This window comes from Stenotrophomonas beteli (assembly GCF_001431665.1).
GTDB lineage: Bacteria > Pseudomonadota > Gammaproteobacteria > Xanthomonadales > Xanthomonadaceae > Stenotrophomonas > Stenotrophomonas beteli.
In genome coordinates, this window is record NZ_LLXV01000059.1 from 1 (window position 1) to 22750 (window position 22750).

19 protein-coding genes are annotated in these 22750 nt (G+C 67.2%); 13 read left to right on the plus strand and 6 right to left on the minus strand.

The genetic code is table 11. The features are described 5' to 3' along the window. Positions 1-361 precede the first annotated feature (361 nt). Positions 362-976 carry a DUF938 domain-containing protein gene (locus tag ARC23_RS16010; RefSeq protein ID WP_057498121.1) on the plus strand — a complete coding sequence of 205 codons (615 nt, stop codon included), beginning with the start codon at positions 362-364 and terminating at the stop codon, positions 974-976. 35 nt (positions 977-1011) lie between these two features. On the opposite strand, the gene ARC23_RS16015 is transcribed toward ARC23_RS16010, so the two are convergent. The 3 genes from ARC23_RS16015 to ARC23_RS16020 form a co-directional block, all read right to left on the minus strand. Next, entirely contained in the window at positions 1012-2295 is a 1284-nt protein-coding gene (locus ARC23_RS16015; protein ID WP_057498122.1) for a type II toxin-antitoxin system HipA family toxin, read from the minus strand. Continuing rightward, positions 2292-2753 carry a helix-turn-helix transcriptional regulator gene (locus ARC23_RS20555; protein WP_080393099.1) on the minus strand — a complete coding sequence of 154 codons (462 nt, stop codon included), beginning with the start codon at positions 2751-2753 and terminating at the stop codon, positions 2292-2294. Before ARC23_RS20555 ends, ARC23_RS16015 begins: the two co-directional genes overlap by 4 nt. A 170-nt stretch (positions 2754-2923) precedes the next feature. After that, positions 2924-6610 carry an indolepyruvate ferredoxin oxidoreductase family protein gene (locus tag ARC23_RS16020; protein WP_057498123.1) on the minus strand — a complete coding sequence of 1229 codons (3687 nt, stop codon included), beginning with the start codon at positions 6608-6610 and terminating at the stop codon, positions 2924-2926. A 169-nt stretch (positions 6611-6779) separates the two neighbouring features. Here ARC23_RS16020 and ARC23_RS16025 point away from each other — a divergent pair, with 169 nt between their 5' ends. Next, a complete protein-coding gene (locus ARC23_RS16025; RefSeq protein WP_057498124.1) occupies positions 6780-7415 on the plus strand; it encodes a tetratricopeptide repeat protein in 636 nt (211 codons plus the stop codon). Positions 7416-7998: 583 nt separating this feature from the next. Here the strand turns inward: ARC23_RS16025 and ARC23_RS16030 are convergent. Beyond that, positions 7999-9483, minus strand: a complete 1485-nt coding sequence (locus tag ARC23_RS16030) for an AAA family ATPase (RefSeq protein WP_057498125.1) — start codon at positions 9481-9483, stop codon at positions 7999-8001. A gap of 123 nt (positions 9484-9606) precedes the next feature. Between ARC23_RS16030 and ARC23_RS16035 the strand changes: the two genes are divergently transcribed. From ARC23_RS16035 to ARC23_RS16075, 9 genes are all read left to right on the plus strand, one after another. Then, positions 9607-10236 carry a ParA family protein gene (locus ARC23_RS16035; RefSeq protein ID WP_005420986.1) on the plus strand — a complete coding sequence of 210 codons (630 nt, stop codon included), beginning with the start codon at positions 9607-9609 and terminating at the stop codon, positions 10234-10236. A 49-nt stretch (positions 10237-10285) separates the two neighbouring features. Next, a complete protein-coding gene (locus tag ARC23_RS16040; RefSeq protein WP_057498126.1) occupies positions 10286-10762 on the plus strand; it encodes a SixA phosphatase family protein in 477 nt (158 codons plus the stop codon). 4 nt (positions 10763-10766) lie between these two features. Further along, entirely contained in the window at positions 10767-11384 is a 618-nt protein-coding gene (locus ARC23_RS16045) for a YceI family protein (protein WP_057498127.1), read from the plus strand. Beyond that, the gene (locus ARC23_RS16050) at positions 11381-13426 is read left to right on the plus strand and encodes a phospholipase D family protein (protein WP_057498128.1); all 2046 of its coding nucleotides are present in this window, start codon (positions 11381-11383) and stop codon (positions 13424-13426) included. The genes ARC23_RS16045 and ARC23_RS16050 overlap by 4 nt, the downstream gene beginning before the upstream one ends. 10 nt (positions 13427-13436) lie before the next feature. Beyond that, positions 13437-13871 carry a hotdog fold thioesterase gene (locus ARC23_RS16055; protein WP_057498129.1) on the plus strand — a complete coding sequence of 145 codons (435 nt, stop codon included), beginning with the start codon at positions 13437-13439 and terminating at the stop codon, positions 13869-13871. Positions 13872-13990: 119 nt separating this feature from the next. Further along, positions 13991-14782, plus strand: a complete 792-nt coding sequence (locus tag ARC23_RS16060) for a lysophospholipid acyltransferase family protein (RefSeq protein WP_057498130.1) — start codon at positions 13991-13993, stop codon at positions 14780-14782. A 7-nt stretch (positions 14783-14789) separates the two neighbouring features. Next, positions 14790-15824: a YheT family hydrolase gene (locus tag ARC23_RS16065; protein WP_080393100.1), complete on the plus strand. Its 1035-nt coding sequence runs from the start codon at positions 14790-14792 to the stop codon at positions 15822-15824. 56 nt (positions 15825-15880) lie between these two features. Beyond that, entirely contained in the window at positions 15881-17950 is a 2070-nt protein-coding gene (locus tag ARC23_RS16070) for a tetratricopeptide repeat protein (RefSeq protein WP_057498131.1), read from the plus strand. A 10-nt stretch (positions 17951-17960) separates the two neighbouring features. Beyond that, complete coding sequence (locus ARC23_RS16075; RefSeq protein WP_057498139.1) at positions 17961-18569, plus strand: YbhB/YbcL family Raf kinase inhibitor-like protein; 609 nt, start codon at positions 17961-17963, stop codon at positions 18567-18569. 163 nt (positions 18570-18732) lie between these two features. Here ARC23_RS16075 and ARC23_RS16080 read toward each other — a convergent pair whose 3' ends face one another. Both ARC23_RS16080 and ARC23_RS16085 read right to left on the minus strand, forming a co-directional pair. Further along, positions 18733-19557, minus strand: a complete 825-nt coding sequence (locus ARC23_RS16080) for an META and DUF4377 domain-containing protein (protein ID WP_057498132.1) — start codon at positions 19555-19557, stop codon at positions 18733-18735. A 73-nt stretch (positions 19558-19630) separates the two neighbouring features. Continuing rightward, entirely contained in the window at positions 19631-20425 is a 795-nt protein-coding gene (locus ARC23_RS16085) for an undecaprenyl-diphosphate phosphatase (protein WP_057498140.1), read from the minus strand. A gap of 223 nt (positions 20426-20648) precedes the next feature. On the opposite strand from ARC23_RS16085, the gene glnA reads away from it, so the two are divergent. Beyond that, positions 20649-22058 carry a type I glutamate--ammonia ligase gene (gene glnA / locus ARC23_RS16090; protein WP_057498133.1) on the plus strand — a complete coding sequence of 470 codons (1410 nt, stop codon included), beginning with the start codon at positions 20649-20651 and terminating at the stop codon, positions 22056-22058. Positions 22059-22405: 347 nt separating this feature from the next. Then, positions 22406-22744, plus strand: a complete 339-nt coding sequence (locus ARC23_RS16095) for a P-II family nitrogen regulator (RefSeq protein ID WP_004134334.1) — start codon at positions 22406-22408, stop codon at positions 22742-22744. Positions 22745-22750: the final 6 nt, after the last annotated feature.

The following is a 22750-nucleotide window of genomic DNA, read 5'->3' on the forward strand; positions in this document are numbered from 1 at the left end:
TTTTGGGTAGGTGTCGACTGTGCGCGACACATCTTTCAGACATAGAAATGACTCGGGGGTCGTATCCTTTTCCTGGAGAAAAACGACCCCGCCCCCGCGGGCGTCCCAACACACCACAGGAAACGGGCGAGGGGGGGGGGGGCCGGGGTGGGGGGGCGTGAGCCGCAGGGAGGCGGCGCCCGACCCTACATGGACGTATTTACGGCCCCCCCCGCACCCGGCCCCCCCCCGCCAACCCACGGAACGCCAGCTTTTGACGTTGCTCTGGCTCCGGCTCCGGCTCCTGCGGGTGCAGGGCTGCAAGCCCTGCAGGCCCCCCCTCGTGCACAATGGGGCCGACCCCGCCTGGACCCCCGTCCTGATGTCGAGCAAGCCGTATTCAGAAGCCTGCGAGCGCAACCGCGAGCCGATCGCCACGGCACTCGACCCGTGGATGGGCGACCGGCATCGGGTGCTGGAGATCGGCAGTGGCACCGGCCAGCACGCGGCCTTCTTCGCCGAGCGCTGGCCCTGGCTGCGCTGGCAGCCCACCGATCACCCGGACCATCTGCCCGGCATCGAGGCCTGGCGCGCCGAGGCCGCGCTGCTGAACCTGCTGCCGCCGATCGCACTGCAGGTGGAGCTGCCGCCCGCACCGGGCCTGAGCCTGCCGCAGGGCAGCGCATTCGACGCCGCCTTCAGTGCCAATACCCTGCACATCATGGGCTGGCAGCACGTGCAGGCCTTGTTCGGCGCGCTGCCGCCGCTGCTGCGCCACGGCGCGCTGCTGGCGGTGTATGGCCCGTTCAACTACGGCGGCCGCTACACCAGCGACAGCAACGCGCAGTTCGATGCCTGGCTGAAGGCGCGCGACCCGCGCAGCGGCATCCGCGATAGCGAAGCGGTGCAGGCGCTGGCTGCCGACCACGGATTCACCCGCCTGGGCGATGTGGCGATGCCGGCCAACAACCGCCTGCTGCTGTGGCGGCTGGGGTGATCAGGCTGGTTCTGGTCGCGCGGGACCTGCATTCGTCAGGCGGCGGCGGCTTGCACCTTTCGGATGAATCTCTCACAGGAAATGTGGATCTGTTCGATCAGGTGATGAAGAACTTCATGGCCTGTGCCCTGTTGCTCCATCGATTGATGAACGTCGCTGGCCGTTGCAGGTAGCTGGTATGCCATCAACGTCATTCGCTTCAAACAGTCGGATGGATCCAGTCGCAGTTGTTCCGAGAGGGTCACCCAGTCATTCAAGCGTATGTCCCACCAGTTGTAGTGGCTACCGATGCGCATGGCCATCCGAATTGCCCTGATATCGAGTTCCGGGTAAGCAAGCGCGCTGGAAATGTCATACAACGGCGCGAGCCTTGCCATGCCTCCGCTGTCGATCAACAGGGAGTAGTTTTTTGCATGAGCGTCGGTGCCACCAATGAAGTAGTTAAACGCCAGTGCGTCGAACAGGCGCCGTACGTCTTCCGTGGGATTGCTTGAGTGCTGCCACAGAACATTTGCGAGATCTGCCGGCCCCGGTCCACCTTGATTCTGATACTTCAGATGGGGACGAATACCAAGGGCTTGGCAAAAGTCCTCTTGGTGCAGGCGGAACCACTGACCATCGATCTGATAGCGGTCGTAACGTTCCACGCATATTGCCGACTCCGTGCCTATCTGGAGGCGGCTGCTGTAGGCAGTAGAGAGATCCATTTCCCTGGCCAATGCGAGGCAAAACATTTCGTTCTCTACGTATCCTCTGAAGTCGCCACTTGGCGGCTTGAGAATATGTGTGGTCGGAATGCGCCCGGATGGGAGAGCCCATCCCTGTTCAGTATGCAGCAGCGCGATCTTTGCCTGGGCGCCAGCAAGGCTGAACTGGCCGAGATCGTCCGGCCTGCGAGTGGCTCCCGCATCTTGCCGTACTCGCTGCAGTCTTGCGGCGACGTCCTCGTCTGACAGCGGAGTTATTGCGTCGAGCGCGCCGGAAGTAACCAGATCAAGGCGGTCGTCGGTGATGAACTGGATTGCTCCAGCGCACTCTTCACCGACATGTGAAAGTATGCCGAGTGGATTGCGTGCAGAAACCTGGAAGGCGGAGGCCCATCGATCCAATGTGGCTTCATTGTCTGGCAGCAGGCCCCACAAAACAGCCGATACCGTCTGCGTGGGATGGACCTGCTGAGCCAGAGGAAGGCTCAGCGACAATGGCACCGCTTCCAATGAGGCAACCCATGATGGAGCGTAGGTGAGTTCGGGATGCCCATGGGTGTTTTGCTCCACGGCCCCGATATTGCTGGCACCCATAAGCAGGTTGAGTTTCATTTTCTCTGCTTGCTCGGTGGTGGTGGCGTTGACTGCTCTCGTATGTTGGCAGAACGCTTTGATGCGGAACTCAGCTCATATTTGATCTCATCCATGATCCGGCTGAAATCCACTCCAGGGCCTGCAGAACGGTTCGCGCGCTGTGTTCCGGCTGCGGGAGGCGACGATGAGTTTGATGAACCTCGGTGGGACGCCACCACCGCGTCGATACTGGGGGCTTTGTGCATAGAGGGGATGCGATCCGCGGTGGGCGCATCTGCGCTGAGCCTCAGGCCGAGGGCATTCATTACCCGCAGTACTAGATGCATTTCGGCACGTGGCTTGCCCTTCTCGATATCAATGATCCACTGGCGGCTCACCCCTGCACGTTCGGCCAGTCCCGCTTGATCCCAGCCAAGCGCCTTGCGACGTTGACGGATGGTGAGTCCTAGATCGTCGGTCGTCTTTAGAAGTGTCATGTGCTCAATGTATGCGTATGACTACTTTTAGGCAATAGTCAGCGAGTGCTGACATTTATTTAACATCAATAAGTTAGATCGCAATGGTGTCAGTAAAGTCTGCGTTCGGCTACATGGCGTTGAATGTAGGCGATCATTGACATTCCGTTCAATGTCTGCGTTCGATTACTTCAAGCCACCTGCACGATATGCAGCGCCTTCGGGTTGCGCCACTGCGCCAGCAGCGCCGTTTCACGCGCCTTGGCCTGTGCGAAATGCGCTTCCTTGACGTGGCCGAAGCCGCGGATGTGCTCGGGCACGCTGGCAATCTCCACCGCCAGCGACAGGCGATCGTCCTCCAGCCCGTCCAGCAGCATCTGCACCGTCGCCTCGTAATCGGCAATCAGCTGGCGCTCCATGCGGCGCTCTTCGGTGCGGCCGAATACATCGAAGCGGCCGCCACGCAGGAACTTCAACTTCGCCAGCAGACCGAAGGCCTTGAACATCCACGGGCCGTATTCCTTCTTCAGCAGGCGGCCGTGCTCGTCCTTCTTCGCAAACAGCGGTGGCGCCAGGTGGAAGCGCAGCTGGTAGTCACCCTCGAACTGCTGCTGCAGGCGGCGCTGGAAATCGCCGCTGGTGTACAGGCGGGCCACTTCGTACTCGTCCTTGTAGGCCATCAGCTTGAACAGGTAGCGGGCCACGGTCTCGGTCAGCGCGGTGGAGCCACCGATGCGCTCGGCTTCGGCGGCGCGCACGCGTGCCACCAGATCGCGGTAGCGCTTGGCATAGGCAGCGTCCTGGTACTCCACCAGGAACGCCGCGCGGCGCTCGATCATTTCATCCAGCGAGCGCGACAGGCGCGCGTCGTCCAGCGGCAGGAACGCGACGTCGCCGCCATGCGAGGGCAGGCCGCGCAGCTCGCGTTCGTCGCCGGTGTTGCGCGGTGCAGCGGTGGCGCCCCATTCGTTGCCCTCCCATTCGCCGGGCGGCAGCGGATGCAGCGGGCCCGGGGTGGATTCGGTATCGGTGTGGCGGTTGCGCACCAGGCCGGCGGCCTGCTGCACGGCCTGCGGATCGACCACGGCCAGGCGGCCCCAGGCGAACGCCTGCTGGTTCATCGCCACGGCGGCGCCGTTGAGTTCGATGGCGCGCATCAGCGAGTCGAATGACAGCGGCACCAGGCCCTGCTGCCACGCGTAGCCGAGGATGAACAGGTTGGCGGCGATGGCATCGCCCAGCAGCGCGGTGGCCAGCTGGGTGGCATCGAGCAGCAGTGGCTCCTGGCCACCCAGTGCCACGCGCACGCCGGCAATGATGTCGGCGGCGGGGAACTGCATGTCCGGGCGCGTGGTGAAGGTTCCCGGCATGGCCTCATAGGTGTTCAGTACCACCTGCGAACGGCCGGCGCGCACCTTCGACAGCGCCCAGTAGTCGTTCACCACCACCATGTCGCAGCCCAGCACCAGGTCGGCCTCACCGGCCGCAATGCGCACGGCGTGGATGTCGTCCGGGCGGCGTGCGATGCGGATATGCGTGGTCACCGCACCGCCCTTCTGCGCCAGGCCGGTCTGGTCCAGCACCGAAGCGCCCTTGCCCTCCAGGTGCCCGGCCATGCCCAGCAGCGCACCGATGGTCACCACGCCGGTGCCACCGACGCCGGTGATCAGGATGTTCCAGGGCTGTTCCAGCGTGCTGCGCACACGGGGCGCCGGCAGGTTGTCCAGCAGCGTGGAGGCATCGCGCTTGCTGCCCTTGCGCAGCTGGCCGCCGTGCACGGTAACGAAGCTCGGGCAGAACCCGTTCACGCACGAATAGTCCTTGTTGCAGTTGGACTGGTCGATCTCGCGCTTGCGCCCGAACTCGGTTTCCTTCGGCAGCACCGACACGCAGAAGCTCTTTTTGCCGCAGTCGCCGCAGCCTTCGCAGACCAGCGAGTTGATCAGCACGCGCTTCTGCGGGTCTTCCAGCTTGCCGCGCTTGCGGCGGCGGCGCTTCTCGGTGGCACAGGTCTGTTCGTAGATCAGGATCGAGACGCCCTTCACTTCGCGCAGGCGCTTCTGCACTTCATCCAGTTCGCTGCGGTCGTGGAACTCGACATCGCTGGGAAAGTGCTCGCGCTGGGCGGTCCACTTGCCGATGTTGTCCGACAGCACCACGATGGTGTGGATGCCTTCGGCGCGCATCTGCCTTGCGATGTCGGGCACGCTCAGCGGGCCGTCCACCGGCTGGCCGCCGGTCATCGCCACCGCATCGTTGTAGAGGATCTTGTAGGTGATGTTGACGCCAGCGGCGACCGCCTGGCGGATCGCCAGCGAACCGCTGTGGAAGTAGGTGCCGTCGCCCAGGTTCTGGAACACGTGCGGGGTATCGGTGAACGGCGCCTGGCCGGCCCAGGTCACGCCTTCGCCACCCATGTGGGTGAAGGTGTCGGTGCTGCGGTCCATCCAGGTCACCATGTAATGGCAACCGATGCCGGCCAGCGCACGCGAGCCTTCCGGCACGGTGGTGGAGGTGTTGTGCGGGCAGCCGGAGCAGTAGTGCGGCACGCGCGGGAAGCTGGCGCGCGGCAGGGCAAGCTCGGCTTCCTTCTCCTGCATCCACTGCAGGCGCTGCTCGATCGACGCGTTGTTGAAGAACTTCTGGATGCGGCGGCCGATCACGCCGGCGATGGTGGCCGGGGTCAGTTCGCCGGTGGACGGCAGGATCCATTCGCCGCTCTCGTCGTACTTGCCGACGATGGACGGGCGCTGGCCCCAGCTGGCCGGCCAGTTGAAGAACTGCTCCTTCATCTGGCGCTCGATGAAGGCACGCTTCTCCTCCACCACGATGATGTCTTCCAGGCCCTGCGCGAAGCGCGCGATGCCTTCCGGCTCCAGCGGCCAGGTCATGCCGACCTTGTACACGCGGATGCCGATGTCGGCGCAGGCTGCTTCGTCCAGGCCCAGGTACTCCAGCGCCTGCAGCACGTCCAGGTAGCTCTTGCCGGTGGTGACGATGCCCAGCCGCGCGCGCGGCGCATCCATCACCACCCTGTCGATGCCGTTGGCGCGCGCGAACGCCTGCGCGGCCTTCACCGCATAGCGGTGCAGGCGCATCTCCTGGTCCAGCGGCGGATCCGGCCAGCGGATGTTGAGACCGCCGGTCGGCATCTCGAAGTCCTCCGGCAGCACGATGCGGCGCGCCAGCGGATCGACCTGCACCGAGGCCGACGATTCCACGGTCTCGGCGATGGTCTTGAAGCCGACCCAGCGCCCGGTATAGCGGCTCATTGCCCAGCCGAGCAGGCCCATGTCCAGGATGTCCTGCACACCGGCCGGGTTCAGCACCGGCATCATCGCGCTGACGAATTCGTCCTCGCTGCCATGCGGCAGGGTCGAGCTGCGGCAGGCATGGTCATCGGCGGCCAGCGCCAGTACCCCGCCGTAACGCGACGTGCCGGCGGCATTGGCGTGCTTGAACACGTCGCCGCAGCGGTCCACGCCCGGGCCCTTGCCGTACCACATGCCGAACACGCCCTGCACGTTGGCGCCGGGGAACAGGTTGGTCTGCTGCGTGCCCCACACCATGGTGGCGCCCAGATCCTCGTTCAGGCCGGGGGTGAACTTCACCCTGGCCGCGTCCAGGTGCTTGCGCGCGCGCCACAGCTCCAGGTCGAAGCCGCCCAGCGGGCTGCCGCGGTAGCCACTGACAAAGCCGGCGCTGTCGATGCCTTCGGCGGTATCGCGCAGGCGCTGCATCAGTGGCAGCCGCACCAGCGCCTGCACGCCGCTCAGGTAGATCCGCCCCTCGTTGCGGGTGTACTTGTGGTCGAGCGAGTACTCGCGGTCGATCAGGTCGGCAGAAGAGGGCGAAGTGAGTTGCGCGGTACTGGTCATGGCTGGCCCGGTAGGATCGGCTGGCACCGGCCGCGTGCGGGCACGCGACGGGAAAGGCGCGAATTGTAGCAGCGAGGCCCTGCAGCCCCCGGCACTCGCGCCAGCGGGCGCGCTGCGGTTAGGATCGGGGAGAGAGAGGGAGGCTGCGGTTGCAGCCTGGGGAGAAGGGATGTCAGTTTCAGCAAAGATCCTGGGCAGCGTGCTGCTGGTCTCGGGAACGGCCACTGCATGGGCCGCGCCGGCACTGCCGGCACCACAGGAGTTCTACTTCGACAGCGATGCGGCCGCCGTGCCGATGGTCGTGGTCCAGTCCGAGGGCGATACGCTGGTGGCGCAGCTGCTGAAGCAGCGCGAGCGTGGCCGCCGCGTGGTGGAAGCCACCGTGCAGCTGGCGTCGGTGGCGATCGCGCAGGGCCGTACCGAACTGGGCGAACAGCTGTACCGCGAAGCGCTGAAGGACGCGCCGGTACAGGGCAGCCTGGGCCGTGGAGTGCGCTGGAACTATGGCTGGGACCTGCTGCGCCAGGGCCAGGCCGAGGCCGCGCTGGAACAATGGCAGGCGGCCGCCGGGGGCTCGTTGAGCAAGCCGGCCTGGGTGCCACCGACCTATGCCTTGGGGTTGTGGCGGGCCGGCCAGAAGCAGGAGGCGGTGCAGTGGTATGCCGCAGCGGTCCGCACCGAGCCGGCGCAGTGGAGCGACAGCAGCCGTTATGCGCAGTTGCTGCCGCTGTGGCGTGACGACGAGCGCGCCTCGCTGGCCGAAGTCCAGCAGGCCTGGGCCGCCGCCCCGCCAGCCTGGCCCTGAGGGAGGGGGGGCGGCCGGGGTGCACCCGGCGCCCGCAGAGGCAGGGCTGGAGCCAAAGCCAAAGCCAAAGCCAAAGCCAAAGCGAGTTTCCTGACGGATGACGGGGCACTGTGGGTTTGCGGGGCCGCCGTAAACCCATCCAAGGGGGCTTGGTCGCCGCATCCATGCGGCTCACACCCCGCAAACCCACAGTACCCCGCCTTCGACAAGTTCCGGCGGCTGTTGTTAGGTGTCGGCCTTGGTCGACACGGTAGATCCACGCCATGCGGGGATGAATCTGCATCGGAATCGAATATTCGAAATCCGATCGAAGCGCAGCCGAGCGTAGGCTCGGCTCTACAAAGAGCGGCCAGCCAAGCGCTTTTGCTCTTGCTCTTTCACTTTCTTCTACGTGGCTGATCGTCCCCGGAAACTGTCAGAGGCCGGGTGGGTAGGCTGCGCAGGGGCGTGAGCCGCATGGATGCGGCGACCGAGCTTACATGGACGTACTTGCAGCGTCCCCTGCGCAGCCTACCCACCCGGCCAACTGCGGCTGTTGCTTTCAGCGACCAGCCACGAGGGGCTGCGCCGTTCGCGGGAAACCTCAATCGTCCGCCGAAACCGTCCGCCCCGACGCCCACGCCCGCAAGGCCTCGACCTGTTCAGCCATCAGCACCGACAGCGGCCGCGTGGCACGGATCTCGTTCATCAGCAGCTCGGTGTCGAGCGGCCGGCCCTCGGCATGCGCCGCATACAGGCCGGCCACGATCGCCTGCTCGATCTCGGCGCCGGAAAAGCCGTTGGCGGCAGCGGCCAGCGCCGGCAGCGCGAAGTCGTCGGCGTTGAGCTGGCGACGCCCCAGGTGCAGGCGCAACAGCTCCACCCGTACCTCCGGGGTGGGCAGGTCGACGAAGAAGATCTCGTCGAAACGGCCCTTGCGCAGCAGCTCGGCCGGCAGCTCGTGCACCTGGTTGGCAGTGGCGACGATGAAGACCGGCGCCTTGCGCTCGGCCATCCAGGTCAGCAGGTGGCCGAGCACGCGGCGCGAGACGCCGCCGTCCTCGCCGCCCGTTGCCAGGCCCTTCTCGATCTCGTCCATCCACAGCACGCAGGGTGCCAGCTGCTCGGCCGAGGCCAGCGCCTGGCGCAGGTTGGCCTCGGTCTCGCCGTGGTACTTGTTGTACAGCGCGCCCACGTCCAGGCGCAGCAATGGCACGCCGAAGCCGGCGGCGGTGGCCTTGGCCAGCATCGACTTGCCGCAGCCCTGCACGCCCAGCAGCAGCATGCCGCGCGGCGGGTCCAGCCCGGCCGGCGCCGAGCCGGCGATGAAGGCCACGCGCCGCTGGTTGATCCAGCGCTTGAGCCGGTTGGCGCCGGCCACATCGCCGAAGCGCGCGCTGTCATGCTCGAAGAACAGGTGGCCGCTGCGGTTGAGCAGCTCGAACTTCAGCCGTGCCAGCTGCGGCAGGTCGTCGTCGCGCAGCGCACCATCGGCGTAGATGAGTTGGCGCGCGATGCGGCGCGCATCGACCAGGCTCAGGCCCTGCAGGTTCTTCAGGATCTTCTTCACCGCCTCGCTGTCGACCTCCACGCGCCGGCCGCCGTGTTCGCGGGCGTAGGCGTCGGCCTCCTCGCGCAGCATCTTCAGCAGGGCATTGGCATCGGGCAGGCGCGGATTGAAGCGTACCGCCAGTGCTTCCAGTTCGGCCGGCAGCTCGACCTTGGCGCCGATCAGCACCAGCACGTGCGGCTCGCTGTGGCGGCGCTGGATCAGGTCGCGCAGGGCGCGCTGGTGGCTGGCATAGCCCAGGTAGGGGTGGAAATCGAGCAGCAGGTAGACCCCGCGCTGCTCCGCCTGGCGGATCATCTGCAGGGCCGCGCTGGCATCGGGCGGCCCAACCGGCGGGTCCTCGCTGTCCAGGTCGATGCGGCGCAGGCCCTCGGTGATCGACCAGCGGTGCAGGGCCCGCCACACATGCATCAACGTCTGCCGGAACAGTTCGACGATACGACCCTCGTCCTGGGTTTCAATCACGATCAGGGGGGTATTGGCGCGGATCAGTGCGCTCAGGTCCTGCAGTTCGCTCATGCCGGTTCGATCCTTCGGGGGCGCCACGATAGCAAAGGCGGTGGCCACGGGTTCAGCACGGCGCTACCTTCCGTCACCACCGCCGGTGTACGCTCGGGGCACGTACCCGGAAGCGAGGCTGGCATGAAGACGATCCTGGTGGCCGGTTCCAAGGGCGGGGTGGGCAAGACCACCGTCGCCACCCACCTGGCCGCGTACGCGGCATTGCAGGGCAAGGCCACGGTGATCGCCGATGCCGACCCGCAGGGCTCCAGCACCCGCTGGGCGCAACGCCGTGCCGGGCTGGAAAGCGCGGTGCTGCCCATCGACGTGTATCGGAAGAAGCAGTGGGCGCAGAAGCTGCCCGACGGTACCGATACCGTCATCATCGATGCGCCGGCCGGCGCCCTGGCCGACGATATCCCCCATTTCCTTGACGCGGCCGACGCGGTGGTGGTGCCGGTGCTGCCCTCGGCGCTGGACATCGAGGCCATCGTCGGCTTCCTCAACAGCCTGGCGCAGAACCCGCGCGTGCACAGCCGCAAGCTGCCGGTCGGGCTGGTCCTGAACCGCACCAAGCCCTGGACCCAGACCTCGCAGCAGGCGCTGCAGATGCTGGCCGAATGGCCGTACCCGGTGGTGGCGCAGCTGCGCGACAGCCAGAGCTATGTGGTCATGACCGGCCTGGGCCGCAGCCTGTTCGATTACCGTTCGGCACAGGTGCGTGAACACCAGGCTGATTGGGAACCCCTGCTGTCCTGGTTGAAGCTGTGACGCGTGCGTCACTCCTGTTGCTGCACCCTCATTCCCATGGAAACCCGCGATGCGTGAACTGATCCTGCTGCGCCATGCCCATGCCGAACCGGCCACCCCCGGCCAGGCCGACCTCGACCGGCCGTTGTCGCCGGTCGGTCTGGCCGAGGCCGAGGCCGCCGGCAAGTGGCTGAAGGACAACAACCTGCTGCCGGACTGCGTGCTGTGCTCGCCGGCGCGGCGGACGCGCGAGACCCTGGAAGCCGTGCTGGCCACCATCGGTTACGTGGAAAAGCGACTGGAAGACCGTATCTACGAGGCCACGCCCGGCACGCTGGCCGCACTGGTGGACGATCGCCGCGATCTCGACCGCGTGCTGATCGTCGGCCACAACCCGGGCCTGGAGCGCCTGGTGGCGTTGATGACCGAGGGCAGCAGCAGCGACTACCGCGGCATGCCGCCGGCTGGCATCGCCGTGCTCGGCTTCCCGCGCGAGGCCTCGATCGAACCGGGCGTGGCCAGCCTGAACGCGTTCTGGTGGCCGTGATCCGATGAGCCTGGCGCGGCGCAGCCGCTTCCTGCTGCCCGCGCTGCTGGCACTGGGGCCGGCCTGGGCGGCGACGCCCCCGCCGACCCCGTTGCCGGCGGTGGTGGCGGAGGCCCAGCGCGTGCTGCGCCTGGATACCCAGCGCTCGCGAATCGGTTTCGAAGTGCGCACCCGCTTCGGCCAGCGCATCGAAGGCGTGTTCCCGCACTTCGAGGGACGCATCGAAATCCTGTCCGATGGCCGCCACCAGGTGCACCTGAAGATGTTCACCCGTTCGGTGGAGATCCCGGGCAAGGCACGCTACACCGGCTGGATGCGGGGCGAGGAGTTCTTCGATGCCGGGCGCCACCCGGTGGTCGAGTTCGACTCGTTGCCGTACTGGCCTGAGACCGTGGAACAGGGCGGCGACATCAATGGCCGGCTGACCCTGCGCGGCGTCAGCCACCCCGAGGCGCTGCGGGTAGAGAAGGCGGACTGCGCCCGGCCGGGCTATGATTGCGACGTCGTCAGCCGCGGTACCGTGCAGCGAGGCCGGTATGGAATGGACAGCTGGCAGCTTGCCTTGAGTGACCGAGTGACCTTCGTATTGCGAGCGCGCCTGAGCGAGGCGCCGAAACCGTGAACCTGCTGCTGCGTGTACTGGCGCTGGCAACCGTGTTGCTGGGCAGCGGCTGCGCATCGCTGTCGCATGCCGAGCGCGACCGTGCCGAAGCGATCGCCGTACAGGCGCGCTCGAGCGTGGTCGATTGCACGCGGGCCGACCGCTGCGCGCAGGACTCGCCGCTGCGGGCGCTGGCCGGCCGCGCGTTCACTGAATCCACCCCCGAACACCCCCGTCACTACGCCACCCTGCTGGACGAAGGCGAAGGTGCCCTGGTGGCGCGCCTGAACCTGCTGCGCAGCGCCACCCGCAGCATCGACCTGCAGACCTACATCTTCGACAAGGACGACAGCGCCCGGCTGGTCATCGACGAGCTGCTGGCCGCGTCGCGCCGCGGGGTGAAGGTGCGCGTGCTGATCGACCAGCTCTCTGCGATCTCCGACCTGCAGATCCTCGGCGCGCTGTCCGGCGCCCACCAGAACTTCCAGCTGCGGGTCTACAACCCGACCTTCGGCAAGGCCCGGCTGAACTATTTCGACTATGCCGGCAGCGTGCTGTGCTGCTTCCGCCGCTTCAACCAGCGCATGCACAACAAGCTGCTGGTGATCGACGATGCGATCGGCGTGGTCGGAGGCCGCAACTACCAGGACGACTATTACGACTGGGACCGCGAGTACAACTTCCGCGACCGCGACGTGATGATCGCCGGGCCGGAGGCGCGTGCCATGGCCGCCAACTTCGATGCCTTCTGGCGCGCCCAGCGCAGCGTGCCGGCCGAACGCCTGAATGATGTCGGCCGCACCCTGCTGCGCGAGGGCGTGCCGACCCTGCCGCCGGCCACCTTCCGACGCCCGGAACGGGTACAGCGGGTCAGTGCCGAAGCCGACGACATGGACTTCGTCACCCGTTCCTTCGTCGATACCGCGCTGCCGGTCGCCTCGGTGCGCTACGTCGCCGACCTGCCGCGCAAGCACCGCCGCGAGCAGGCCGATGCGCCGCTGGCCGGGCAGCATGTGACCGAGCCGCAGCTGGATGCGCTGATTGCCGGCGCGCAGCACGAAGTGATCCTGCAGACACCCTATCTGGTGCTGTCCAAGCCGGCCCAGGCGCTGTTCCGCGAGCTGCGCAAGCGGCCCGAGCCACCGCGCGTGGTGGTGTCCAGCAACAGCCTGGCGGCCACCGACAACCCGATCGTGTACGCGCTGTCCTACAAGTACAAGCGGCGCAACCTGCGCGAACTGGGCTTCAACATTTTCGAGTACAAGCCGTTCCCGCTGGATGCGCCGGTCGACTACCGCAACCTGCTGCCCGATCCGATCGCCACGCCGCAGGCCGGCGACGAGGGCGGCCGCAATCCGCTGATCGGCGGCAGTGCGGCTGGCAGCAATGCCGGCGGCGGTGGTGGCTCCGCGCCCATGGCCAGCGCCAAGGGCCCGGTGAACCCGCGCACCGGCAGTGCCTACCAGAATGCCCGCGAGCGCCGCCGCGCGGCCGGCAGCGAAGTTGAAACGCGCCTGCTGCGCACCGAGACGCGGCCCTCGTTCCTGGGCAGCAAGGCGGTCAACAAGCCGTTGCCGGTCACCCGCAAGGGCGCGCGCATGGGCCTGCACGCCAAGTCACTGGTGGTCGACCGCCGCATCGGCGTGGTCGGCACGCACAACTTCGATCCGCGCAGCGAGAACTACAACACCGAAGGTGCGGTGATCATCGACGACCCGGTATTTGCCGAGCAGCTGGCGCAGAGCATCCTGCGCGACACCCATCCGCAGAACGCGTGGACGGTGGCACCCCGGGCCAAGCCGCCGGTGCTGTCGGGCTTGAACTACAGCGTCGGCAAGGCGTCCGAGGCCCTGCCGATTCTCGACTTCTGGCCGTGGCGCTATGCCACCGACTACGAGTTCAAGCCGGGCCCGGACTGCCCGCAGCCCCTGCCGCGGCAGAGCCCTGATTTCCACCGCTGCTACGTCGCCGTCGGCGACTTCCCCGAGGTCAACGTCGGCCCGAAGTGGCTGCTGGTACGCATGCTGACTGCATTCGGCGCCGGCCTTGTCCCCATTCTCTGAAGGTGCCCGCATGACCCAGGTGTTCCGCGAAGCCGTATCCGTCGAGCAGCTCAATGCGCTCAGCCACAACACCGCGATCCAGTCGCTGGGCATCGTCTTCAGCGCGGCCGGTGAGGACTGGCTGCAGGCCACCATGCCGGTGGACGAGCGCACCCGCCAGCCCTACGGCATCCTGCACGGCGGCGCCTCGGTGGTGCTGGCCGAGACCTTGGGCAGCAGCGCCGGCAACCTGTGCGTGGATACCGCCAGGCAGATCTGCGTGGGCCTGGAAATCAATGCCAACCACGTGCGTGCGGTGCGCTCGGGCACCGTCACCGGCACCGCCCGCGCCCTGCATGTGGGCCGCAGCACCCAGCTGTGGGAGATCCGCATCGAGGACGAGCAGGGCCGCCTGGTGTGCATCTCGCGCTTGACCCTGGCGGTGGTGGACGCTGGCCACGGCTGAGCCCCGGCCGGACCGGTGACGGCAGCGGAACCCAGCGTTCCCCGCCGATTGCCCCGGTCGATCACGCTTATGGCCTAAATCGGCTGGCAGCGATGACGGCCCTCCGGTATCGTGCGCGGATGACTTCCCCCACTCCGGCCCCCCGCGGCGGCGTGGCGCGTGTGTGCCGTTACCTGTACCGCGTACCGCTGCTGTTGGTCCACATCATCGTGTTCCTGCCGCTGACCCTGATCGGCATGCTTGCGCCGTGGGCGAACCTGCGCGTGGGCCAGGACCGGCTCGGCGCCAAGGTGGTCAACTGGTGGCAGGGGGGCCTGATGTGGGTGTTCGGCTTCCGCCTGTCGCGCGTGGGCCAGCCGTTGCCGGGCGCCGTGCTGTTCGTTGCCAACCATGTCAGCTGGGTGGATATCTGCATCCTGCACAGCCAGCGCATGATGGGCTTCGTCGCCAAGCGCGAGATCGCCAGCTGGCCACTGGTGGGCTGGCTGGCCGCACGCGGGCAGACCATCTTCCATCAGCGTGGCAACACCGAATCGCTCGGTGGCGTGATGCAGGTGATGGCCGATCGCCTGCGCGAAGGCAAGGCCGTGGGCGTGTTCCCGGAAGGCCGCACCCGCGGGGGCCACGAGGTCGGCCCGTTCCATGCACGCATCTTCCAGGCTGCGGTTGAGACCGGCGTGCCGGTGCAGCCGGTGGCGCTGGTCTATGGCGTGCAGGGCGATGCGCAGACGATTGTCGCCTTCGGCCCGAGCGAGAGTTTCTTCGCCAATTTCCTGCGCCTGCTCGGTGAGCCGGCGCGACGTGCGGAAGTGCACTTCCTGGCGCCGATCGGCGCCCAGGACCTGGAAGGCCGTCGGCGCATCGCGGAAACCTCGCGCGCGCGCATCGTGGCGGCCATGAGCACCGGGTGAGGATGCGGTGGCCCTGATTCCGCCACCTGTCCTGGACGCCGGCACGCCGACGCTGCATGCGGCCGATTACCAGCCGCCGCGCTGGCTGCGCAATCCGCACCTGCAGTCGATGCTCAGCTCCAGCCGCATGCGCCTGCAGCGCGGGCTGCTGCTGCTGGCCGCCACCGGTGCGGTCAGCGAGGAACTGATTCTCGACGGCGGCGAAGGGGTGCGCCTGCAGGGCTGGCACAGCCACATCGAAGGCCGCGAGCCCAAGGGCATGGCGTTGCTGCTGCACGGCTGGGAAGGCAGTGCCGAATCCAGCTACATGCGCATGGCGGCCGCGCGCATGGTCGAGCAGGGCTTTGATGTGGTGCGGCTGAACTTCCGCGATCACGGCAATACCCACCATCTCAACCGCGGCATCTTCCACTCCAACCTGATCGACGAAGTGGTGCATGCCGCTGGCGATATCGCCCAGCGCTGGCCGCAGCTGCCGCTGGTGGCGGCGGGCTACTCGCTGGGCGGCAACTTCGTGCTGCGCCTGGCCCTGCGTGCGCCTGCCGCCGGTGTGCCGCTGCTGCGCGTGGCCTCGGTGTGCCCGGTGCTGGATCCGGCGCTGACCATGCAGAGCATCGAGAACGGCCCGGCGATGTACGACTGGTACTTCCGCCGCAAGTGGGCCGGCTCGCTGCGCCGCAAGCGCGACCTGTTCCCCGAGCTCAGCGACTGCGACGACCGCGTCCTGAAGCTGGACATCCGCGCGCTGACCGCGTGGCTGGTCGAGCGGCACACCACCTTTGGTTCGCTGCAGGCCTATTTCGACGGCTATTCGATTGCTGGCGACCGCCTGTCCGGCCTGCAGGTGCCAGCCGACATCCTGATGGCCCAGGACGACCCGGTGATTCCGTACTCGACCTTCAACGACTGGCAGCTGCCGCGCCATGCGCACCTGGAGACCGCCTGCTGGGGCGGGCACTGCGGCTTCCTGGAAAACTGGCGTGGCGACGGCTTCTCCGAACGCTGGGTGGCACAGCGCCTGCAGCGGGTACTGCCCGGCTGAACCGGCACGGGCGCGCAGGCCGCTACAATGCGGGTTTGCCCTTGAACCGGACCGCCATGCAAGACCAGATCATCCAAGCGTTGCGCCAGAACGAGACCGGCCAGGCCGTGCAGCTGGCCCAGGCGTGGACCCGTGATGAACCCGGCCAGGCCGAGGCCCACCGCTGGCTGGCGCTTGCGCTGCAGCAGCAGGGCAATGCCGCCGAGGCGATGGACGCCCTGCAGCAGGCACTGCAGCTGGCCCCCGACAACGCACAGCTGCACCTCCAGCATGCCGGCCTGCTGCTGGCGCTGCACCAGATCGAAGGGGCCGACGAGGCGCTGTCGCGCACTACCGGGCTCGACCCGAACGCATTCACCGCCTACCTGATGCAGGCCCACCTGGCGATCGGCCGCAACGATTTCGACGAGGCCCAGCGCCTGTCCACGCTGGCCGCGCGGGTTGAACCGGAGCATCCGGAACTGCTGATCATCGATGGCATGATCGCGCTGCGCCGCGATGATGCCGACCGCGCGCTGGCGCTGCTTACCGCCGCCAACCAGGCGCTGCCCAATGACATCCGCGTGCTGTATGCGCTGGGCTTTGCCTACCTGGGCAAGGACATGCTGGCCTTCGCCGAGCAGGCCTTCCGGCGTGTGCTGGAGTTGAATCCGGCCATCGGTTCCCTGCATGGCCTGGTGGTGCAGCTGGCATTGCGCCAGGGCAATCTGGATGCGGCGGCCGAAGCCATGCAGGTCGCCCTGCAGCAGCCCGGCCAGGACACGCCGTCGATGCGGCGCCTGGCGGGCGAGCTGGCGCTGCGCAGCGGCCAGCCGTTGCAGGCGCTGGAGCACCTGCTGCCGCTGCTGGAGTCGCTGCCTGATGACCGCGACGTGCTGCAGCTGCTGCTGATGTCCTGGCAGCGCCTGGGCCGCGATGACGAGGCGCGCGCACGCCTGGATGCCGCCCTGGAGCAGCACCCGCAGCTGCACGATCTGTGGCTGGCACGCCTTGCGGTGGAAGAGGTCGGCAGCCCGACGGCCGCGGCGACCGTCGAGCGCTGGATGGACGCGATGCCGGGCCACCTGCCGGCGCTGGAAGCGCGCCTGCGACTGCACGACATGGTGGGCGAGCACGCGCAGGCCGAAGCGATCGCCGAACGCATCGTCAGCCTTGAGCCGGGCCGCGTCAGTGGCGAAACCCGCCTGGTCGAAGGCCTGCTGCAGCGCGATCCGGCCGCCGCGGTCGCCCGCGTGCAGGCGCTGATCGACATGGCACCGGAAGCCCACCGCGCCGACCTGCGCACCTGGCTGGGCGAGATCCAGGATCGCGCCGGCCAGCACGAAGATGCGCTGCAGACCTGGCTGGCACTGCAGGCCGAGCAGGCACCGCAGCGCCTGCCGCTGCCGCCGCAGGCCAAGGCGCCGCCGAGCTGGCCGGACAAGGGCGAGATCGACGCTGAGGCCAGCTCCGCGCCGATCTTCCTGTGGGGCGCGCCGGGCTCGGGCGTGGAGCGTGTGGCGACCGGCCTGGCCGCCGCCAGCCCGGTGCTGCGCAGCGACCGTTACACCAATACGCCGCCGGACGACGCCTTCCAGAACTACCACACGCTGCAGGACCTGGCGTCCGGCGTGCTGACCCCGGAGCGACTGGTACAGCGCTGGCGCGAGCAGCTGCCGGCGCGCGGCGTGCAGGACGATGCGGTCATCGACTGGCTGCTGTGGTGGGACAACGCCCTGCTGTGGGCGCTGCGCCCGCAGCTGCCGCAGGGCCGCCTGCTGGTGGTGCTGCGCGACCCGCGCGACATGCTGCTGGACTGGGTGGCCTACGGTGCCGCCGCACCGCTGGCGATGACCTCGCTGGCCGAAGCCAGTGAATGGCTGGCGCGCGCGCTGGCGCAGGTCGCTACCCTGCACGAGGAAGACCTGTACCCGCAGGTACTGCTGCGCATCGACCAGATCGGCAACGATCCGCATGCCATGGCCGACCTGCTGGGCCGCCTGTTCGAACGCCCGATGCCGCCGGCCGCGCAGCTGGGCGCACCGCGCTTCCCGCCGGGCCACTGGCGCAATTACCGCGACGTGATGAGCGCCGCCTTTGCCAAGCTCACCCCGATCGCGGTGCGCCTGGGTTATCCGGAGGAGTGAGCAGATGACGATGCAACTGAGCAGCCAGAGCCTGACCAACGGCGCACCGATCGACCGCGCGTTCGCCGCGGGCGATGCCGCAGGCTTCGCCCCGGACCGCAATCCGCACCTGGCCTGGAGCGGCGCGCCGGACGGCACCCGGTCGTTCCTGCTGGTGTGCGTGGACCCGGATGTGCCGACCGTGCCGGAGACGGTCGGCCGCAGCGACATCAGCGTGCCGCGTGACCAGCCGCGCTGCGACTTCGTGCACTGGGTGATGGCTGACATCCCGGCTTCGGTGCGGGAGATTGCCGCTGGCAGCTGCAGCGATGGGTTCGTGGTGAAGGGCAAGACCGCCCCGGCCGGTCCGGCCGGCAGCCGCCAGGGCCTGAATGACTTCACCGGCTGGTTCGCCGGCAACCCGGACATGGCCGGTGATTACCTGGGCTACGATGGCCCGTACCCGCCGTTCAACGACGAGCGCCTGCATCGCTATTTCTTCCGGGTGTTCGCGCTCGATGTGGCGTCGCTGGACCTGCCGGCGCGCTTCACCGCCGCCGACGCCTATCGCGCCATGCACGGCCACGTGCTGGCCGAAGCGGCGCTGCACGGCACCTACACGCTGAATCCGGCGCTGTAACCGCAGCTCCGGTAGCGCCGGCCGCTGGCCGGCGTTGCCTTCTGTAGAGTCGAGCCGCGCTCGACTCACCGTAAAAGCAGTCGAGCATGGCTCGACTCTACACAATGAAGAAGGGCGGCCTTGCGGCCGCCCTCCCGTCAGCCGACTGACAGTCGGCTCTACATCACTTCTCGATGGCCGACTCGACCACCATGTCCAGCACGTACGCCTGCGACGGCGCGTCGGCCGGCGGGTTCTTCACTACGTAGCGCTTGACGCGCACCACGTTGCGCACGCCGTCTTCGTGGGTGTAGCCCTCGATGTTGCCGTAGAAGTTCTCGAATTTGCCCGGCTCGCCCTGCTTCAGGCCCTTGTCGTCGAACTTCACTTCACGCACCTGCAGGCACTGGTAGTCCGGGATCAGCGGGTGCGAGCACTTCTGGGTCCTGGCCGCCACTTCCAGGAACACGGTTTGGCCGGCACCGCCGTAGCGGGTTTCAGCGGTCGGCTCCGGGTTGAACACCAGCACGTCGCCCTTGGCGTTGGTCAGCGTCAGCTTGCCATCGGCATCCTGCGCGGCTTTCAGCTCGCCCTGCAGGCGGCTCGACACGGCCTCGTCCAGCGCCATCAGCGCCTTGTCGGTGCAGGCCATCATGGTCGAGGCCATCGCGCTGACGCTCAGCGTGCCAGCGTCGAAGGCGTAACCACCGCCCATCTTGTTGCAGGTGTTGCTGACCGACAGGCGGCCGTCAGCGAAGTCCAGGGTGACCGGCTTGTCTTCGCGGGCGAACAGCGCGTCGATGCGCTTGCCGTCGGCGCCGGTGGCCTGCTGCAGCAGCCAGTGCTGGCTCTGCAGGCGCTGCGCATCCAGATGCGCCAGCGTCTGCTGGTCTGCTGCCTTGGCCGCCGCCGGGGCCAGATCGTCGCCGCCGGTGCCGGCCGGTGCCGGGGGCTGGCTGCAGGCGGCCATCAGGGCCAGCGGGAGGAGCAGGGTGAGCTTGCGGTTCATGATGATTCTCCTTGGGGAACCGTGGGGGAAACGGGGTGCGGCTGGCAACGGGGTTGCCATGCCCTGGCGCTGTTCAGCTGCCGGACGGCAGCCACAGCAGCAGCGCCGCGCCCAGCGCGATGCGGTACACGGCGAAGGCGGTGAACCGGTGCGACTTGATGTAGCCCATCAGCCACTTCACTACGACGAAGCCAGTGACGGCTGCGGCAAGGAAGGCCACGCCCACCTCGGTCCAGTTCTCGCTGCCCAGCTTTCCGTCCCTGGCCATTTCCAGGAAGGTGTAGGCACTGGCGGCGAACATGGTGGGAATGCCGACCAGGAACACGAACTCGGCGGCGGCCGCGCGGCGGCTCAGGCCCAGCAGCATGGCCAGGAAGATCGCCGAGGCCGAACGCGAGGTGCCGGGAAACACGCCGGCCACGACCTGTGCCAGGCCCACGCCGATCGCCACCGTCCAGGTCACCTGGTCACGGTCGGGCAGGCGTGCGGTGTAGGCCTCCACCAGCAGCATCCAGACACCACCGATGATCAATGCCCAGGCCACCGGACTGACGGTTTCCGGCAGCGACCAGCCGGCCTTGCGCACCACCAGGCCGACCACGGCGGTGACCAGGAACGCGGCGCCCAGCTTGAACACGTAGTCACGGTTGCCGCGCTGGCCGAAGCCGGTGGCCAGCTGCAGCAGGCGTTGGCGGAACACCAGCACCACGGCCACGATCGCGCCGGCCTGGATGACGATGTTGAAGAAGTCCGAACGGGCACCCAGCCAGTGCTGGGCAATGAGCAGGTGGCCGGTGCTGGAGATCGGCAGGAATTCGGTCAAGCCTTCAAGGATGCCCAGCAACAGGGCGGAGAGCAGGTCGGACATGGACAGTGCGTGCACGCGCGGCGGAAGGAAGAAGGCCGAGAGGATAGACGATCCCTGCTGCACCAAACGGGTGCGTCTGGCGATCAGTGCACCCGTTTGGTGCGCGCTGTTCTGCACCCGCACGGGGCGGTCTTTTTGAAATCAATGACTTGCAGCTCGCGAAAAGTTGGCACGGTCGTTGCTGTACCTCAGCAGGCATTCATCCCCATCCGAGGTCGTACCGATGTCCGTGGAAAACGTTGAGAAGCTGATCAAGGACAACCAGATCGAATTCGTCGATCTGCGCTTTGTCGACATGCGTGGTGTCGAGCAGCACGTGACCTTCCCGGTCAGCATCATCGAGCCGTCGCTGTTCGAAGAAGGCAAGATGTTCGATGGCAGCTCGATCGCCGGCTGGAAGGGCATCAACGAGTCGGACATGGTGCTGCTGCCGGACCCGGCCAGTGCCTATGTCGATCCGTTCTACGCCGATCCGACCATCGTGATCAGCTGCGACATCCTCGACCCGGCCACCATGCAGCCGTACGGCCGCTGCCCGCGCGGCATCGCCAAGCGCGCCGAGGCCTACCTGAAGTCCTCCGGCATCGCCGAAACCGCGTTCTTCGGCCCGGAACCGGAATTCTTCATCTTCGACTCGGTCCGTTTCGCCAATGAAATGGGCAACACCTTCTTCAAGGTCGATTCCGAAGAAGCCGCCTGGAACAGCGGCGCCAAGTACGACGGCGCCAACAGCGGCTACCGCCCGGGCGTGAAGGGCGGTTACTTCCCCGTTCCGCCGACCGACACCCTGCACGACCTGCGCGCTGAAATGTGCAAGACCCTGGAACAGGTCGGCATCGAAGTGGAAGTGCAGCACCACGAAGTGGCCACCGCTGGCCAATGCGAGATCGGCACCAAGTTCAGCACCCTGGTGCAGAAGGCCGACGAACTGCTGCGCATGAAGTACGTCATCAAGAACGTCGCCCACCGCAACGGCAAGACCGTCACCTTCATGCCCAAGCCGATCGTCGGCGACAACGGCAGCGGCATGCACGTGCACCAGTCGCTGTCCAAGGGCGGCACCAACCTGTTCTCCGGTGACGGCTACGGCGGCCTGAGCCAGCTGGCGCTGTGGTACATCGGCGGCATCTTCAAGCACGCCAAGGCCATCAATGCCTTCGCCAACTCCGGCACCAACAGCTACAAGCGCCTGGTGCCGGGCTTCGAAGCGCCGGTGATGCTGGCCTACTCGGCCCGCAACCGTTCGGCGTCGTGCCGCATTCCGTGGGTGTCCAACCCGAAGGCACGCCGCATCGAAATGCGCTTCCCGGACCCGATCCAGTCCGGCTACCTGACCTTCACCGCGCTGATGATGGCCGGCCTGGACGGCATCAAGAACCAGATCGACCCGGGCGCACCGAGCGACAAGGACCTGTACGACCTGCCGCCGGAAGAAGAGAAGCTGATCCCGCAGGTCTGCTCCTCGCTGGACCAGGCGCTGGAAGCTCTGGACAAGGACCGCGAGTTCCTCAAGGCCGGCGGCGTGATGAGCGATGACTTCATCGACGGCTACATCGCGCTGAAGATGCAGGAAGTGACCAAGTTCCGCGCGGCCACCCACCCGCTGGAATACCAGCTGTACTACGCCAGCTGACCGGACGCGATGGCGGTGGGCTTCCCCCTCCCACCCGCCGCCATCGCTTCCGTTTTCGCGGCTGGGGAGCCGCAAGGCGGGCGCAGGCCCGCCGTTGTAGAGCGGACTGCTAGTCCGCTGCATTGGAACGCGGGCCTTTGGCCCGCTTATCCAGGGGCAAGAGAGAGACCGGATACGCGACCAGGGCCGCCCTCCCTCCCGCGTCGGTCGTGCAAGGAGAGAGGCACGGCCGTCCCGGCCCAGTACGTATCCGGTGCAACAGCCATGGCCATCCCCGTGATGGCCCGTGGTTGCCTGAAGCCAACGCGCACTGGCGCGCTGGCCCCATCCACCATCGGGACATGCGCATGAAACTGATCTCCGCCATCATCCGGCCGTTCAAGCTCGACGAGGTCCGCGAGGCCCTGTCCGACGCTGGCGTGTCGGGCATCACCGTGACCGAAGTGAAAGGCTTCGGCCGCCAGAAGGGCCACACCGAGCTGTATCGCGGCGCCGAGTACGTCGTCGATTTCCTGCCCAAGATCAAGATCGAAACCGTGGTCACCGACGAGCGCGCCGACGCGGTGATCGAAGCGATCCAATCGTCGGCAGGCACCGGCAAGATCGGTGACGGCAAGATCTTCGTCACCGCCGTCGAACAGGTCATCCGCATCCGCACCGGCGAAATCGGTGCCGACGCGCTGTAACCCCCC

Excerpts from the sequence above, each read along its gene's own strand:
- ARC23_RS16015 (WP_057498122.1), bottom strand. The coding sequence starts at position 2,295 with ATGAAACTCAACCTGCTTATGGGTGCCAGCAATATCGGGGCCGTGGAG.
- ARC23_RS16055 (WP_057498129.1), top strand. The coding sequence starts at position 13,437 with ATGACCCAGGTGTTCCGCGAAGCCGTATCCGTCGAGCAGCTCAATGCG.
- ARC23_RS16020 (WP_057498123.1), bottom strand. The coding sequence starts at position 6,610 with ATGACCAGTACCGCGCAACTCACTTCGCCCTCTTCTGCCGACCTGATC.
- ARC23_RS16095 (WP_004134334.1), top strand. The coding sequence starts at position 22,406 with ATGAAACTGATCTCCGCCATCATCCGGCCGTTCAAGCTCGACGAGGTC.
- ARC23_RS16085 (WP_057498140.1), bottom strand. The coding sequence starts at position 20,425 with ATGTCCGACCTGCTCTCCGCCCTGTTGCTGGGCATCCTTGAAGGCTTG.
- ARC23_RS16070 (WP_057498131.1), top strand. The coding sequence starts at position 15,881 with ATGCAAGACCAGATCATCCAAGCGTTGCGCCAGAACGAGACCGGCCAG.
- ARC23_RS16045 (WP_057498127.1), top strand. The coding sequence starts at position 10,767 with ATGAGCCTGGCGCGGCGCAGCCGCTTCCTGCTGCCCGCGCTGCTGGCA.
- ARC23_RS16060 (WP_057498130.1), top strand. The coding sequence starts at position 13,991 with ATGACTTCCCCCACTCCGGCCCCCCGCGGCGGCGTGGCGCGTGTGTGC.
- ARC23_RS16040 (WP_057498126.1), top strand. The coding sequence starts at position 10,286 with ATGCGTGAACTGATCCTGCTGCGCCATGCCCATGCCGAACCGGCCACC.
- ARC23_RS16025 (WP_057498124.1), top strand. The coding sequence starts at position 6,780 with ATGTCAGTTTCAGCAAAGATCCTGGGCAGCGTGCTGCTGGTCTCGGGA.
- ARC23_RS16030 (WP_057498125.1), bottom strand. The coding sequence starts at position 9,483 with ATGAGCGAACTGCAGGACCTGAGCGCACTGATCCGCGCCAATACCCCC.
- glnA (WP_057498133.1), top strand. The coding sequence starts at position 20,649 with ATGTCCGTGGAAAACGTTGAGAAGCTGATCAAGGACAACCAGATCGAA.
- ARC23_RS20555 (WP_080393099.1), bottom strand. The coding sequence starts at position 2,753 with ATGACACTTCTAAAGACGACCGACGATCTAGGACTCACCATCCGTCAA.
- ARC23_RS16080 (WP_057498132.1), bottom strand. The coding sequence starts at position 19,557 with ATGAACCGCAAGCTCACCCTGCTCCTCCCGCTGGCCCTGATGGCCGCC.
- ARC23_RS16075 (WP_057498139.1), top strand. The coding sequence starts at position 17,961 with ATGCAACTGAGCAGCCAGAGCCTGACCAACGGCGCACCGATCGACCGC.
- ARC23_RS16010 (WP_057498121.1), top strand. The coding sequence starts at position 362 with ATGTCGAGCAAGCCGTATTCAGAAGCCTGCGAGCGCAACCGCGAGCCG.
- ARC23_RS16035 (WP_005420986.1), top strand. The coding sequence starts at position 9,607 with ATGAAGACGATCCTGGTGGCCGGTTCCAAGGGCGGGGTGGGCAAGACC.